Annotated in this window: 15 protein-coding genes; 6 read left to right on the plus strand and 9 right to left on the minus strand. The window is 67.9% G+C overall.

Annotated features, from left to right (window positions below; all coding sequences use genetic code 11):
- Nucleotides 1–64 precede the first annotated feature (64 nt).
- Both CFB34_RS27355 and rpsT read right to left on the minus strand, forming a co-directional pair.
- Entirely contained in the window at nt 65–1,387 is a 1,323-nt protein-coding gene (locus CFB34_RS27355; RefSeq protein WP_242808691.1) for an IS4 family transposase, read from the minus strand.
- 155 nt (nt 1,388–1,542) lie between these two features.
- Nucleotides 1,543–1,815 (minus strand): 30S ribosomal protein S20, encoded by a 273-nt coding sequence (gene rpsT / locus CFB34_RS27360; RefSeq protein WP_006482211.1) that lies wholly within the window; start codon nt 1,813–1,815, stop codon nt 1,543–1,545.
- Between the two features lie 304 nt (nt 1,816–2,119).
- Here rpsT and murJ point away from each other — a divergent pair, with 304 nt between their 5' ends.
- Nucleotides 2,120–3,670 carry a murein biosynthesis integral membrane protein MurJ gene (gene murJ, locus CFB34_RS27365; protein ID WP_069248688.1) on the plus strand — a complete coding sequence of 517 codons (1,551 nt, stop codon included), beginning with the start codon at nt 2,120–2,122 and terminating at the stop codon, nt 3,668–3,670.
- An 8-nt stretch (nt 3,671–3,678) separates the two neighbouring features.
- Nucleotides 3,679–4,521: a SirB1 family protein gene (locus CFB34_RS27370; RefSeq protein WP_089426643.1), complete on the plus strand. Its 843-nt coding sequence runs from the start codon at nt 3,679–3,681 to the stop codon at nt 4,519–4,521.
- A 64-nt stretch (nt 4,522–4,585) separates the two neighbouring features.
- Here the strand turns inward: CFB34_RS27370 and CFB34_RS27375 are convergent, their stop codons facing one another.
- The 5 genes from CFB34_RS27375 to lpxK all read right to left on the minus strand — a co-directional run bounded on the left by CFB34_RS27375 (nt 4,586) and on the right by lpxK (nt 8,613).
- Nucleotides 4,586–5,344 carry an SDR family NAD(P)-dependent oxidoreductase gene (locus tag CFB34_RS27375; protein ID WP_089440870.1) on the minus strand — a complete coding sequence of 253 codons (759 nt, stop codon included), beginning with the start codon at nt 5,342–5,344 and terminating at the stop codon, nt 4,586–4,588.
- 296 nt (nt 5,345–5,640) lie between these two features.
- The gene (adk, locus tag CFB34_RS27380) at nt 5,641–6,303 is read right to left on the minus strand and encodes an adenylate kinase (RefSeq protein WP_011352990.1); all 663 of its coding nucleotides are present in this window, start codon (nt 6,301–6,303) and stop codon (nt 5,641–5,643) included.
- Nucleotides 6,304–6,511: 208 nt separating this feature from the next.
- The gene (kdsB, locus tag CFB34_RS27385; RefSeq protein ID WP_089440869.1) at nt 6,512–7,297 is read right to left on the minus strand and encodes a 3-deoxy-manno-octulosonate cytidylyltransferase; all 786 of its coding nucleotides are present in this window, start codon (nt 7,295–7,297) and stop codon (nt 6,512–6,514) included.
- Between the two features lie 112 nt (nt 7,298–7,409).
- Nucleotides 7,410–7,604 (minus strand): Trm112 family protein, encoded by a 195-nt coding sequence (locus tag CFB34_RS27390; protein WP_010090898.1) that lies wholly within the window; start codon nt 7,602–7,604, stop codon nt 7,410–7,412.
- Complete coding sequence (gene lpxK, locus CFB34_RS27395) at nt 7,585–8,613, minus strand: tetraacyldisaccharide 4'-kinase (RefSeq protein WP_089440868.1); 1,029 nt, start codon at nt 8,611–8,613, stop codon at nt 7,585–7,587. Before lpxK ends, CFB34_RS27390 begins: the two co-directional genes overlap by 20 nt.
- Before the next feature lie 450 nt (nt 8,614–9,063).
- Here lpxK and xseA point away from each other — a divergent pair, with 450 nt between their 5' ends.
- Nucleotides 9,064–10,446 (plus strand): exodeoxyribonuclease VII large subunit, encoded by a 1,383-nt coding sequence (gene xseA / locus CFB34_RS27400; RefSeq protein WP_089440867.1) that lies wholly within the window; start codon nt 9,064–9,066, stop codon nt 10,444–10,446.
- Between the two features lie 227 nt (nt 10,447–10,673).
- Nucleotides 10,674–11,252, plus strand: a complete 579-nt coding sequence (gene sodB, locus CFB34_RS27405) for a superoxide dismutase [Fe] (protein WP_089440866.1) — start codon at nt 10,674–10,676, stop codon at nt 11,250–11,252.
- A gap of 104 nt (nt 11,253–11,356) precedes the next feature.
- Here the strand turns inward: sodB and chrA are convergent, their stop codons facing one another.
- Both chrA and CFB34_RS27415 read right to left on the minus strand, forming a co-directional pair.
- On the minus strand, nt 11,357–12,568 hold the full coding sequence (gene chrA, locus CFB34_RS27410) for a chromate efflux transporter (protein WP_089440865.1): 1,212 nt from the start codon (nt 12,566–12,568) through the stop codon (nt 11,357–11,359).
- An 86-nt stretch (nt 12,569–12,654) separates the two neighbouring features.
- On the minus strand, nt 12,655–13,362 hold the full coding sequence (locus CFB34_RS27415; RefSeq protein WP_089440864.1) for a Crp/Fnr family transcriptional regulator: 708 nt from the start codon (nt 13,360–13,362) through the stop codon (nt 12,655–12,657).
- An 81-nt stretch (nt 13,363–13,443) separates the two neighbouring features.
- On the opposite strand from CFB34_RS27415, the gene CFB34_RS27420 reads away from it, so the two are divergent.
- Both CFB34_RS27420 and CFB34_RS27425 read left to right on the plus strand, forming a co-directional pair.
- Nucleotides 13,444–13,968 (plus strand): Mpo1-like protein, encoded by a 525-nt coding sequence (locus CFB34_RS27420; RefSeq protein ID WP_046544574.1) that lies wholly within the window; start codon nt 13,444–13,446, stop codon nt 13,966–13,968.
- Nucleotides 13,961–15,007, plus strand: a complete 1,047-nt coding sequence (locus CFB34_RS27425; protein ID WP_089440863.1) for a 2-dehydropantoate 2-reductase — start codon at nt 13,961–13,963, stop codon at nt 15,005–15,007. The genes CFB34_RS27420 and CFB34_RS27425 overlap by 8 nt, the downstream gene beginning before the upstream one ends.
- Nucleotides 15,008–15,028: the final 21 nt, after the last annotated feature.

A 15,028-nucleotide genomic window follows, 5' to 3' on the forward strand; every position in this document is an offset into this window, starting at 1 on the left:
TCACCGGCCCGCAAGATGCGCCGGCGACAGGCAACAAAAAAGCCCGCCTAGGCGGTAATGCCGTTCAGTTAAGGTCTTTCCGAAGATATCGAACGGCATAACGAGCCGGAAGGGATTTGACGGCCCGATCGCATTTACGATCGGGCCGTTTTACGTTGATGAGCAGTTTGAGGTGCTCACGTAGTCGTTTCAGAACGGCGGGGAGCTTTGCCAATGCTGGCGTACGCGCGGCCCACATCATCTCGTGCTGGATAAGGTGGAAGGAGCGCACGAAACTGAGTTCGGTTGGCTCGCACTTGGCCTCGAAGGCAGCGCAGGCCATTTCGCGACGGATCAGGTTGTAGGCGATCAAAGCGCCCCAGATTTCCTGATAAAGGCCTTCGACAGTCCGGCTGCGTAGCGTCAGTGCGCTGCCAAGCATGGATTGCTTGAGCTCGCGATAGCTGGTTTCAACCTGCCAGCGACGTTCGTAGCAGGCATTCAAATCCGCCACCTTGAATCGACGTCGATCGGTCAGCGAAGTCAGCAGCACCCGCTCACGGCCCGCCGCATCAAGCACGCGAATCGCGCGAGCCATCCACCATTCAGGCAACTCCGGGCACTTCTGCCGCGCCTGCGGTGAAACACGCATTCGCACCAAGGCATCCTCGGATTTGCCAGACACGACTTCCCAGCGCGTATTGGATTTGGCGGGAATCAGGAAGTGGCGATTACGTTCGCCTGCGCTCAGGCCGCACAGGATCTCGGCGGATAGAAAGCCCTTGTCGAAGACCGTCAGCGAATGATCCGGAATCTGTTCCAGCAATTGCTTGGCATACAGCATCTCATTCGTGTCGTAGCGACCAAACGCAATGTTTGCAACGAGGTGAGTCGGAAGCGAGGTCAGGGTCACGGCTCGCACCTGCGGATAGCTCGCCACCTTGCCGCTGGCATAGCCCTGAGCGCCGAAGTGTTCGCGATTGGCCGGACTGTCTGGCGTGCGTAACGTGGTGCCATCCATGGCCCACAAGCTCAACCCCTTGAAGGCGTGGCGTGCCGCGTCTTGCTGGCACCAGGCTTGCGCGGTTCGCTCGAACAACCACGCCATGGGCGCATCACCCAATCGCTGCCGAGCCTGAGCGATGGCGCTCTTGCTGACGAACGTCGCTTCGTTGGGCAACACCAGATCCAGGCTATCGACCACCTCACTGATGGACCAGTGGCGGTAGATCGCCAGCGCGATGACCAACCACACGACTTGTTCGGCCGGTAAGCGTCGGCGACGAATGCTGGCCGTGCCCGTGGCATCAATGGCTTGCTCGATCCACTCCTGCGGCAGATGCTCGCCCAGCCGACTTAGGTCGGCGGGCGCTGCATCCAACAGGAAGGTCAGGTGGTCGCTTAGCATCGCGACCAAAGTTAACAGCTTGCCGCCCCGTTTACAACTCCAAACCCCGAAAACAAAAATGCCGTTCAGGTCTTAACTGAACGGCATTACCGCCTAGGCGGGCTTTTTTGCGATCGCAGGAAACAGGAACGCCCGCGTGAGCGGGCGCACCGGATTTACGCTGCTGCCTGCAGACCCTTGACGGCTGCGGCCAGGCGGCTCTTGCTGCGAGCGGCCTTGTTCTTGTGAACGATCTTCTTGTCGGCGATCGTGTCGATCGTCTTCACGGCAGCCTTGAACAGCTCGGCAGCCTTTGCCTGGTCGCCGGCTTCAACAGCCTTGCGAACCGACTTGATCGCGGTACGGAATTTCGAGCGCAGCGCCGAGTTGTGCGAGTTTGCCTTCGCGGCCTGGCGGGCGCGCTTGCGTGCTTGTGCGGAGTTAGCCATGACGGTTCCTTATCCTGTCCTGTTTCCAGAGCTTGGAGCCTGACGGCCAAGCGCTGCTTTTCGATCCGTCCCCTGAGAACGATTGCCCAGGGGCGCATAAAAAAACGGTGATTTTAACCGGGGCAGGGACATGAAAACGGCAGTTGCCGTGCATGTACGAGCCCAGAAACCGGCGATTATAGCAACAAAATCAAGCGCGTGGCAAGTTCAACGTGACACCGGCTGAGGACGGCGCCGGACGCGTGCGCGCTTTTCGGCATCGGCCGCTGGCCGGGCCACGCAACGTCCGTATAATAAGCGCCCCATGAATCTATTCCGAGCCCTGCTGACGGTCAGCGGCTTCACGCTGCTGTCGCGCGTGACCGGACTGGCCCGCGAGACGCTGATCGCCCGTGCGTTCGGCGCCAGTCAATACACCGACGCGTTCTACGTCGCCTTCCGTATCCCGAACCTGCTGCGCCGCCTGTCTGCCGAAGGCGCGTTCTCGCAGGCGTTCGTGCCGATCCTTGCCGAGTTCAAGAACCAGCAGGGGCATGACGCGACGAAAGCGCTCGTCGACGCGATGTCCACCGTGCTCGCGTGGGCGCTTGCCGTGCTGTCGGTGGTCGGGATCGCCGGCGCATCGTGGGTCGTGTTCGCCGTCGCGTCCGGCCTGCACACCGACGGGCAGGCGTTCCCGCTCGCGGTCACGATGACGCGGATCATGTTCCCGTACATCGTGTTCATCTCGCTGACGACGCTCGCTTCCGGCGTGCTGAACACGTACAAGAGCTTCTCGCTGCCCGCGTTCGCGCCGGTGCTGCTCAACGTCGCGTTCATCGCCGCGGCCGTGTTCGTCGCGCCGCACCTGAAGGTGCCGGTGTTCGCGCTCGCGTGGGCCGTCATCGTCGGCGGGGTGCTGCAGTTCCTCGTGCAGCTGCCGGGCCTGAAGAAGATCGACATGGTGCCGCTGATCGGCCTCAACCCGCTGCGCGCGCTGCGCCACCCGGGCGTGAAGCGCGTGCTCGCGAAGATGGTGCCCGCGACGTTCGCGGTGTCGGTCGCGCAACTGTCGCTGATCATCAACACCAACATCGCGTCGCGGCTCGGGCAGGGCGCCGTGTCGTGGATCAACTATGCCGACCGCCTGATGGAATTCCCGACGGCGCTGCTCGGCGTCGCGCTCGGCACGATCCTGCTGCCGAGCCTGTCGAAGGCGCACGTCGATGCCGATTCGCACGAGTATTCGGCGCTGCTCGACTGGGGCCTGCGCGTCACGTTCCTGCTCGCGGCGCCGAGTGCGCTCGCGCTGTTCTTCTTCGCGACGCCGCTCACCGCGACCCTCTTCAACTACGGCAAGTTCGACGCGCACACCGTCACGATGGTCGCGCGCGCGCTGGCGACCTACGGGATCGGCCTCGTCGGCATCATCCTGATCAAGATCCTCGCGCCGGGCTTCTATGCGAAGCAGGACATCAAGACGCCCGTGAAGATCGCGATCGGCGTGCTGATCGTCACGCAGATCTCGAACTACGTGTTCGTGCCGCTGATCGGCCACGCGGGCCTGACGCTGAGCATCGGCGTCGGCGCGTGCCTGAACTCGCTGCTGCTGTTCATCGGGCTGCGCAAGCGCGGCATCTACCAGCCGTCGCCGGGCTGGCTGCGCTTCTTCGTGCAGCTGATCGGCGCGGCGCTCGTGCTCGCCGGCCTGATGCACTGGCTGTCGATCAGCTTCGACTGGACCGGGATGCGTGCGCAGCCGCTCGACCGCATCGCGCTGATGGCCGCGTGCCTCGTGCTGTTCGCTGCACTATATTTCGGTATGTTGTGGGTGATGGGCTTCAAATACGCTTATTTCAGAAGGCGCGCCAAGTGACGACCGCAATGACCCGCGTCCTCGACTACTTCAGCACGCTCGTGGCAGACGACGACAGTCTGCCCGTCACGGAAGCGGCGCTGTCGCTGGCGCAGGACGCGTATCCCGACCTCGACCTGCAGGGCACGCTGGCCGAACTCGACATGCTGGCGGCGCGGTTGCGCCGGCGGCTCACGGACGATGCGGACCTGAAGGGCCGCGTCGCCGCGCTGAACGATTTCTTCTTCCGCGAGCTCGGCTTCGCGTGCAATCACAACGATTACTACGACCCCGATAACAGCCACCTGAACGCCGTGCTGAAGCGGCGGCGCGGGATCCCGATCTCGCTGTCGGTGCTGTACCTGGAGCTTGCCGAGCAGATCGGCGTGCCGGCGCGCGGCGTGTCGTTCCCCGGCCATTTCCTGCTGCGCGTCACGCTGCCGGACGGCGACCTGATCATCGATCCGGCCAACGGCCATTCGCTGTCCGAAGCCGAGATGGTCGAGATGCTCGAGCCGTACGTCGCGCGGGCGGCCGGCGCGGTCGACAGCGCATTGCGCGCGCTGCTGCAGCCGGCGACGAGCCGCGAGATCATCGCGCGGATGCTGCGCAACCTGAAGACGATCTATCTCCAGACGGAACGCTGGCAGCGCCTGCTCGCGGTGCAGCAGCGGCTCGTGATCCTGTTGCCCGAGCACCTCGACGAAGTCCGCGACCGCGGTTTCGCGTATGCGCGGCTCGATTACCTGCGGCCCGCGCTCGAGGATCTCGAACTGTATCTCGGCGAGCGGCCGGACGCGGACGACGCGACCGTCGTCGAGTCGCAGGTGACCGAATTGCGGCAGCGGATGCAGCGCGACGGCGAGGATTGAGCCGCCGTCACGCTGCCGGAACCCTGAATGAAACGACGCCCGCATCGCGGGCGTTTTTTCGTGCCTATTTCGGCTGCATCCGGATCGCGCCGTCGAGGCGGATCACTTCGCCGTTGAGCATCGGATTCTCGACGATCTGGCGCACCAGCAGCGCGTATTCGGCCGGTTTGCCGAGCCGCGGCGGGAACGGCACCATCGCGCCGAGCGCGTCCTGCACGTCCTGCGGCATGCCGAGCAGCATCGGCGTCTCGAACAGGCCGGGCGCGATCGTCATCACGCGGATGCCGCTGCGCGACAAGTCGCGCGCGATCGGCAGCGTCATGCCCGCGACACCGGCCTTCGACGCCGCATACGCGGCCTGGCCGATCTGCCCGTCGAACGCGGCAACCGACGCGGTGCTGACGATCACGCCGCGCTCGCCGTCCGCGGTCGGCGCGGTGGCCGCCATCGCGGCGGCCGCGAGCCGGATCATGTTGAACGTGCCGACGAGGTTCACGTTGATCGTCTTCGCGAACACGTCGAGCGGATGCGCGCCGTCCTTGCCGACGGTCTTCGCGGCGGGCGCGATGCCCGCGCAGTTCACGAGGCCGCGCAGCGTGCCGGCTTGCGTTGCGGCGCTGACGGCCGCCTGCGCGTCGGCTTCGCTCGACACGTCGCAGTGCACGAAAATGCCGCCCAGTTCGGTCGCGAGCGCGGCGCCCGCCGCGTCGTTCAGGTCGGCGAGCACGACCGTGCCGCCTGCCTGCGCGAGCATCCGCGCGGTGCCGGCGCCGAGGCCCGATGCGCCGCCCGTGATCAGAAACACGTTGCCGCGAATTTCCATGACTGTCTCCGTTGTTGAGCGCCCGTGGCGCTTCAGCGCTCAGGGCACGGCCGTCTCCAAGGTGGTCACCGCTATCGGCGCTTCGGCGCGGGTTGCGGTTCCGCGCAAAGCGGTTGCCTGGTTCAATGCCGCGCGATGGGTTGAAATGCCGGCGCCCGGGTAGCGCGCGCGCCCGCACCCGACCGATTGTACGGGGCACGCTCGCGCGACGGCGGGACCAGAACGGTCGTGCCAATTCCCACCGGGCAAAAAAATGCCGCCCGGAAAGGGCGGCTTGCGGGTGCGCGATGCGCTGCTTACTTCAGTGCGCCAAACGCGCGCTCGCGGATTTCCTCGACGCTGCCGAGGCCCGAGATCTTGCGATACTGCGGTGCCTTCAGGCCGTTTTCCTCGCCGCGCTGCGCCCAGTCGCCGTAGTACGTGATCAGCGGCTTGGTCTGCGCTTCGTACACTTCGAGACGCTTCTTGACGGTTTCTTCCTTGTCGTCGTCGCGCTGGATCAGCGGCTCGCCCGTCACGTCGTCATGGCCTTCGACCTTCGGCGGGTTGAACTTGACGTGGTACGTGCGGCCCGATGCCGGGTGCGTGCGGCGGCCGCTCATGCGCTCGATGATTTCCGAGAACGGCACGTCGATCTCGAGCACGTAGTCGATCGCGACGCCGGCTTCCTTCATGGCGTCAGCCTGCGCGATCGTGCGCGGGAAACCGTCGAACAGATAGCCGTTCGCGCAGTCGGATTCCTTCAGGCGCTCCTTGACGAGGCCGATGATCAGCGCGTCCGGGACGAGCTTGCCGGCGTCCATGTAGCCCTTCGCCTCGACGCCGAGCGGCGTGCCGGCCTTCACGGCCGCGCGCAGCATGTCGCCCGTCGAGATTTGCGGGATGCCGAATTTTTCCTTGATGAAGTTTGCCTGGGTGCCCTTTCCCGCGCCGGGCGCGCCCAACAGGATCAAACGCATGGTGATATCTCCAGTATGTAGATTCGTGTGGCGAGACGAAAAAAGCGCCGGCGACGGTGTGCGCGGGGCTTGCCTGGCGCGTGGCGGACCGGTCTGATGCGGCGCGTCGGGTTGGGCGACGCGCGGCTGCCGGCAGGGCCGCGGGCGGGGTCAAGCGAGGACGCGCTGGTCGCGGACGGCTCGCACAATCGCCTGATTATGCCACGGGTTATTTTGATGACGGCTGAAAAAGGGCCTGCACGCGTGCGAGATCGGCCGGCGTGTCGATGCCGGCTTCCGGCGCCGACTCGGTGATCAGCACGGCGATGCGCTCGCCGTGCCAGAGCGCGCGCAGCTGTTCGAGCTGCTCGGCCTGTTCGATCGGCGCCTGCGCCAACGTCGGATAGGTGCGCAGGAAACGCGCGCGATACGCATAGAGGCCGATGTGCCGATAGACCGGGAAGGCCGGTGCAGGCATGGCCGCGACGTCGGGCCAGTGCGGCTGGTACGCGTCCCGGCTCCACGGAATCGGCGCGCGCGAGAAGTACAGCGCGACGCTCTGCGCGTCGAGCGCGACCTTCACCACGTTCGGGTTGAACACGTCGGCCGCGTCGTGGATCGGGTGGGCGGCCGTCGCAATCGCGCAGCCCGGATGCGCGGCGAGGTGCGACGCTACGTCGCGCACGAGCACCGGGTCGATCAGCGGCTCGTCGCCCTGTACGTTGACGACGACGGTGTCGTCGCTCCACCCGAACGTCGCCGCGACTTCCGCGAGCCGGTCGGTGCCGGACGGATGGTCGGCGCGTGTCAGCACCGCTTCGAAACCGTGATCGCGGGCCGCATCGAGCACGCTCTGCGCGTCGGACGCGACCAGCACCTGCTGCGCGCCCGCTTCGCGCGCGCGCTCGGCGACGCGCACGACCATCGGCTTGCCGCCGAGATCGGCGAGCGGCTTGTTCGGGAGCCGCGTCGACGCGAGCCGGGCGGGAATGACGGCGATGAAGGGTTGAGTCATCGGGGAGGACGGTGAGGAAAGCAGAGCGGGCGGCGCGTCGGGTGCGGGCCGCCCGGCGGGTTCTCGGCGCCCTTGCCGCGGACACGCCGCGGCAAGGGCCGGGTCGGGCGGCTTAGCGGCCGGCCGGGTCGACCGGCGTGCCTTCGACGGTCTGGCGCGCTTCGTCGACCAGCATCACGGGGATGCCGTCGCGGATCGGGTAGGCGAGCTTGTCCGCGTTGCAGATCAGCTCCTGCGCGGCACGGTCATAGTGGAGCGGGCCTTTGCAGATAGGGCACACAAGGATTTCAAGCAGGCGAGCGTCCACGGAGTTTCTCCACAACGAGGGCAATGAGGCGAGGGTCGAGCGCGGCTTCGACGGGGACCACCCACAGTCGGGCGTCGCGCCAGGAAGCGCCCAATTTTACTGCATCCTTCTCGGTGATCAGGATCGCATCGACGGCGTCGTCGACGAACGGATTGTCGGCGAACGCGTAGTGGTCGGGCAGCGCGCGCGTCGCGGGCGCGAGACCGGCCGCGCGCAGCGTCGCGAAGAAGCGTTCCGGCGCGCCGATGCCGGCCGCGGCGAGCACGCGCTCGTTCGCGAATTGCGACAGCGGGCGGCGCAGCGCGGGCTGGTCGAGGTGCCACGCGGCGCCCGGCGTGAGCGCGAGCGAATAGGTGTCGGGCCACGGCGGCAGCGCGCCGCTGTACGGATCGTTGACGAGCGTGGCGTCGCGGTGCCGCGACAGCGGCTCGCGCAACGGCCCGGCCGGCAGCAGGAAGCCGTTGCCGCCGAGCCGGTGGTCGAACACGACGAGTTCGACCGTGCGTGCGAGGCGGTAGTGCTGCAGGCCGTCGTCGCTGACGATCACGTCGACGTCCGGATGCGCGGCGCGCAGCGCCTGCGCGGCCGCGACGCGATCCGGGCAGACCCAGACGGGCGCACCGGTGCGGCGGGCGATCAGGAGCGGTTCGTCGCCGCCCGCGCTGGCGCGCGATGCGGGCGTGACGGCGGTCGGCGCCTTCACGTTCGCGCCGTAGCCGCGCGACACGACGCCGGGCGTAAAGCCGGCCGCGCGCAACGCGTCGACGAGTGCGATCACGGTCGGCGTCTTGCCGGTGCCGCCGACAGTCACGTTGCCGACCACGACGACGGGCACGCCGACGTCGACCGGCTTCTTCCAGCCTTGCGCGTAGGCGGTGCGCCGCAATGCCGCGCACAGGCCGAACACGCACGCGAACGGCGTGAGCGCCCACGCGAGCGCGCCGCGGCGCTGCCATTCGCGCGTCAGGCGGGCTTCGAGCCGGGCGAGCGGGCCGTCGGGCGCGCTCATCGGGCCGGGCGCGGCAGGTCGTGCGCCGCGGCGTGGGACGGATTCGTCAAGGCGGATTCTCCGTTGGGCGGCGCATGCCGCGGGGTCTGCGGAAGGCGGCACTCTAGCGCGCCGCGCCCGGGCGCGGCAAGCGCGACCGGCCGCCGCGGCCTGCGGGGCCGGATCGCGGCGGCTTGTGGATAACTCTGTGAAGAACTCCCTGCTCGATGGCGTCAAACGCCCGCCGGGTGGGCTTCGAATCGGATGAGAATCATTCAGAAAGATTTAAAAATATATAAATATCAATGGGTTAGGGTGAATCGTCTGGATTTTTTAGCGGTTTTCGCGCGTTTTAGGCCGATGATTGCCAAAGTGTGGACACCTTCCGAACGTCACGGTACATGCGCCGGGCGCTGGACGTCGCGTGCGTGTCGGACTATCGTGTCGCCGCCAGCATTCATTCGACCGTCCATGCCTTCCGACTCCCCATTTGCCGCACCGGGCGCGACCCGCGGCGGCGACGAAGTGATTCCCGTTTCGGCGCTCAATCGCGCGATTTCGACGATGCTCGAGCGCTCGTTTCCGCTGCTGTGGATTTCGGGCGAAGTGTCGAATTTCACGCGCGCCGCGAGCGGGCACTGGTATTTCTCGATCAAGGACCAGCAGGCGCAGATGCGCTGCGTGATGTTCCGCGGTCGCGCGCAGTACGCGGAGTTCACACCGCGCGAAGGTGACCGGATCGAGGTGCGCGCGGTCGTCACGATGTACGAGCCGCGCGGCGAAGTGCAGCTCAACGTCGAGGCGGTGCGGCGCACCGGGCAGGGGCGCCTGTACGAGGCGTTCCTGCGGCTGAAGGCGCAGCTCGAGAGCGAAGGACTGTTCGCGCCCGAGCGCAAGCGGCCGCTGCCGGCCCATCCGCGCGCGATCGGTATCGTCACGTCGCTGCAGGCGGCAGCGCTGCGCGACGTGCTGACCACGCTCGCGCGCCGTGCACCGCACATTCCGGTGATCGTCTATCCGGCACCCGTGCAGGGCGCCGGGTCCGCCGAAAAGCTCGTCGCGGCCGTCGAGACCGCGAATGCGCGCCGCGAGGTCGACGTGCTGCTGGTCTGTCGCGGCGGCGGCTCGATCGAGGATCTGTGGTCGTTCAACGACGAGGCGCTGGCGCGTGCGATCGCGGCGAGCGAACTGCCGGTCGTCAGCGGCGTCGGGCACGAAACCGATTTCACGATCGCGGACTTCGCGGCCGACGTGCGCGCGCCGACGCCAACCGGCGCGGCCGAACTCGCGAGCCCGCAGCGCGCGCTGCTGCTGCGCGAGGTCGGCGAGCGCCAGCGTGCGCTCGCGCGCGGCATGGAGCGCCGGCTGGAGCAGCGCGCGCAGCAGCTCGACTGGCTCGCGCGCCGGCTGGTGAGCCCGGCGGAGCGGCTGCAGCGGCAGCGCACGCACGTCGAGCAGCTCGCGGTGCGGCTCGCGTCGGCGGCGTCGCGGCCGGTGCGCGACGCGCGCGCGCGGTTCGCGCTCGCACAGCTGCGCTGGCAGCGCGCACGGCCTGATCCGTCACAGGCGCGCCAGGCGCTCGCGGGGCTGTCGCAGCGTCTTGCGCTGGCCTCGCAGCGCCGTCACGAACGCGACACGGCTCGCGTGTCAGCCTGTGCGGCACGGCTCGAGGTGCTGAGCCCGCAGCGCACGCTCGAGCGCGGCTATGCAGCGCTGATCGATGCGCAGACGGGCCGTGCGGTGCGCACGCCGAACGCGCTGAAGCCGCAGCGCCGCCTGACCGTGCATCTCGCGGAAGGCTCGGCCGACGTGTCGATCGCCGACGTGCAGCCGCGGCTGACCGATACGATCTGACGTAACGGGTACGAGCGACGCGAAGGTTGTTGCAACGGACGCATCGTGCACGGGAACGGATGCTGCTCATCGTCGGGTTCGTCCTGCCGGACGTTGCGCAAACATCGCTTTTCCGCATACCGCGGATAAATGGCCCGTGAGTTTGCGGGGTTATTCGTCCTCGCCTACAATCGGACGCTCGGCAGCATCCAACACAGCCTCCCTACATACTCAACGAAGGAATCGCCATGGCTCATACGCTCCCGCCGCTCCCGTACGCTGAAGACGCACTCGCGCCGACCATCTCGAAAGAGACGATCGAGTACCACTACGGCAAGCACCATCAGGCTTATGTGACGAACCTGAACAATCTGATCCCGGGCACGGAATTCGAAAACCTGTCGCTGGAAGAGATCGTGAAGAAGTCGTCGGGCGGCATCTTCAACAACGCCGCGCAAATCTGGAACCACACGTTCTTCTGGAACAGCCTGTCGCCGAACGGCGGCGGCGCACCGACGGGCGCGCTGGGCGACGCGATCAACGCGAAGTGGGGTTCGTACGACGCATTCAAGGAAGCGTTCACGAAGGCCGCAGTCGGCACGTTCGGCTCGGGCTGGGCATGGCTCGTGAAAAAGGCTGACGGTTCGCTCGACATCGTGTCGACGAGCAACGCAGCAACGCCGCTGACGACCGCCGACAAGGCACTGCTGACGATCGACGTGTGGGAACACGCGTACTACATCGACTACCGCAACGCACGTCCGAAGTTCGTCGAAGCGTTCTGGAACATCGTGAACTGGGACTTCGCAGCGAAGAACTTCGCGTAAGGTCCGGCGCCTGCGCGCCGCTATGGCGCGCGGCACCCAGCAAAAAGCCCTCGAAACGAGGGCTTTTTGTTTTTGACGCAGTGGAACGTGCCGCGTCTACCGGGTCAGGCCAGAAGGCCGAGCCCCCAGCCGAGCGCGGCGCTCGCGATCACGACGGCCCACGGCGGTACACGCCAGAACACCAGTGCGACGAATGCGACGAGCGCGGCGGCCAGATCGCGCGGCGCCACGATCGTGTCGGTCCAGACCGGGTGATAGAGCGCGGCGACCAGCAGCCCGACGACGGCCGCGTTCACGCCCGCGAGCGCGGCGTGCATGCGCGTGCTGCGGCGCAGGCGTTCCCAGAACGGCGCGGTGCCGGCCACCAGCAGGAACGACGGCGCGAAGATCGACACCAGCGCGATCGTGCCGCCGAGCCAGCCGTTCGGTGCGTTGTGCAGCGACGCGCCGAGGAACGCCGAGAACGTGAACAGCGGCCCCGGCACGGCCTGCGCGACGCCATATCCGGCCAGGAACGCCGCATCGCCGACCCAGCCGGGCGCGACCACGGCCGCCTGCAGCAGCGGCAGCACCACGTGCCCACCGCCGAACACGAGCGCGCCCGTGCGGAAAAATGCATCGACGACGGCGAGCGTATCGGAGCGCAGCGTACGGGCCGCGAACGGCAGGATGGCGAGAAGCGCCGCGAACAGCGCGAGCCACAGCACGCCCGCGCGAGGCGACACGTGCAGCGGCAGTGGATCATGCGCACCACGCGGCGGCTGCGGCAGCAGCACGAGGCCGGCCAACCCGGCCGCGACGATCACCGCAACCTGGGTCCACGCGGCCGGTGCGAGCAACGCGACGCAGGCGGCCGCGGCCATCAGCGTGACGCGGCGGGCATCCGGGCACAGCGTGCGCGCCATGCCCCACACGGCTTGCGCGATCACGGCGACCGACACGATGCGCAGCCCGTGCAGCGCACCGGCTTCGATCGGCGCGCCTGTTGCATGCACGCCGAGCGCGAACAGCATCATCAGCAGCGCCGACGGCAGCGTGAAGCCGAGCCACGCGGCGAACATGCCCGCGTAGCCGGCGCGCGCGAGGCCGATCGCCATCCCGACCTGGCTGCTCGCGGGCCCCGGCAGGAACTGGCACAGCCCGACGAGGTCGGCGTACGTGCGCTCGGTGAGCCAGCCGCGCCGCGTGACGAATTCGGTGCGGAAGTAGCCGAGATGCGCGACCGGGCCGCCGAACGACGTGAGGCCGAGCCGCAGGAACGCGATGAACACAGGCCACGGATGGCGGGAGGGAGCGGAGACGGTCGACGTACTCAAGGCGGTGCGGGCGGATGAACGGACGAGCCGCCACGATAGCGCAACGCGGTGACGGCGGGGAGGTCGCGTGGCGGCGGTGCCGAACCTCAGCGCAGGCCGTCGGGCAACCCGCTCGCGCGCCGCAGCGCATCGACGTCGACGAGCTCGATCTCGCCGACGTGCAGCCGCACGACGCCGTCGGCCTGTAGCGCCTTCAGCAACTGGTTAGTGGTCTGTCGCGTCAGCGACAGCATCGCCGCGAGCTTTTCCTGCGACAGCCGGATACGGGTGCGGCCGGCGCTGATTCCGCCGTAGCCGTCGGAGATCATCAGCAGCCGGGCGGCGAGCCGCTGCGCGGCCGGCATCACGCTCATCGATTCGACGGTCAGGAAGCTCAGGCGCAGTTTCTGCGCCATCAGCAGCGCGAAGTGCCGCCAGTATTGCGGCGTCGCATCGAGGATCGCGAGCAGCGCGGCCTGCGGCACGTGCAGCAGCAGCGCGTCGTCGAGTGCGATCGCGTCGTGCGTGCGCGGCTGGCCGTCGAATAGCGCGATTTCGCCGAACCAGGTGACGGGCTCGGCCACCGTCAGCAGCGCTTCCTTGCCCTGCGGGTCGACCGCACCTATCGTGAGTGAACCGGCCAGTACCGCGTACAGCCCGCACGGCGGGTCGCCGCGCCGGAACAGCGCATGGCTGGCCGGCAATCGGCGCAGCGCCGCGCGGGCGAGCAGGTCCGCGCGCAACGCGGGCGGCAGCGCGGCGAACCACGGGTTCGCTTCGATCTGCGGCAGGTACGGGGCGAGCGAAGAGGGCATGGGCACGCGATGTCGGGTAGCTGACAGAGGTTCTCGGGCGTGACGCGCATCATAGCGCTCAACCATGGACCAGGAGACACGATGAAGACACTCGAAGACCATCTTGCCCAGTATGCGGCTTACCACCGCGACGCGCGCAATATCGCGACGCATCTGGTCGGCATTCCGATGATCGTGTTCGCGGTCGAGGTGCTGTTGTCGCGGCCGGCGCTCGGGATGCTGGCCGGCATCGCGCTGTCGCCGGCGCTGCTGCTGGCCGTCGCGTTCGCGGTGTTCTATCTGCGCCTCGACCTGCGGTTCGGGATCGTGATGACCGCGCTGTTCGCGCTCGGTCTGTGGGCCGCCCAGGCGCTCGCGTTGCTGCCGACCGTGCAATGGCTCGCGGTCGGCATCGGCGCATTCGTTGTCGGCTGGATCGTGCAGTTCGTCGGGCACTGGTTCGAGGGGCGCAAGCCCGCGTTCGTCGACGATCTGGTCGGCCTGATGGTCGGGCCGCTGTTCGTCGTCGCCGAGGTCGCGTTCTTCGCGGGGCTGCGCAGCGACGTGCGCCGCGAAGTCGAGCGTCGGGCCGGCCCCGTGCACGGCGGTGCGCATTCGCATGTCTGACGCGCCGGTCTGCGTGTTCGGCGCGGGTGCCGTCGGCTGCTATCTCGGCGGACGTCTTGCGGCGGCTGGCGCGAGTGTGACGCTCGTTGGCCGTGCACGGATCGGCGACGCGGTTCATCGGCACGGGCTGGCGTTGACCGACCAGCGCGGCTATCGTGCGACCCTCGCGCCGGCCGATGTCGTGTTCGAGACCGATCCGGCGGCTGCGGCAACCGCGCGGCTCGTGCTCGTGGCGGTCAAATCGGCCGCGACGCGTGAGGCCGCGGCCCAGCTTGCCGGCGTGCTGCGGTCCGGCACGGTCGTGATCAGCTTCCAGAACGGCCTGCACAACGCCGACGTGCTGCGCGAAGCGCTGCCGCACGCCACCGTGCTGGCCGGCATGGTGCCGTTCAACGTGATCGAGCGCGAGCCCGGTGCGTTTCACCAGGGCTCGGCCGGTGCGCTGGCGGCCGAAGCCTCCCCCGCGCTGACGCCGTTCGCCGGCGCATTCGCGCGTGCCGGGCTGCCGCTCGCGCTGCATCGCGACATGCGGGCCGTGCAATGGGCGAAGCTGCTGCTCAACCTGAACAACGCGGTCAACGCGCTCGCGAACCTGCCGCTGCGCGACGAGCTCGCGCAACGTGCGTACCGGCGCTGCGTCGCGCTTGCGCAGCGCGAAGCGCTGCACTGGCTGGCGCGGGCCGCGATCCGGCCCGCGCGGCTGACGCCGTTGCCGGCCGGGTGGCTCCCGGCCGTGCTCGACTTGCCCGATCCGGCGTTTCGCGTGCTTGGCGGCCGGATGCTCGCGATCGATCCGCTCGCGCGTTCGTCGATGTCCGACGATCTTGCGGCGGGGCGCGCGACAGAAGTCGAGTGGATCAACGGCGAGGTCGTGCGGCTGGCCGCGCACTTCGGCGGGCAGGCGCCCGTCAATGCGCGACTGTGCGCGCGTGTGCACGACGCGGAACGTGCGGCGGCGCGTCCGGCCTGGCGCGGCGATGCGCTGTGGGCCGAGCTGACCGCGCAGGCGCCGCACACGGGCAACGTGCGGGCTGCGTAGCGGCTGCACCACTCGCCGCGT

Origin of the sequence: Burkholderia sp. HI4860 (genome assembly GCF_002223045.2) — a bacterium.
In the GTDB taxonomy this organism is placed as follows: Bacteria; Pseudomonadota; Gammaproteobacteria; order Burkholderiales; family Burkholderiaceae; genus Burkholderia.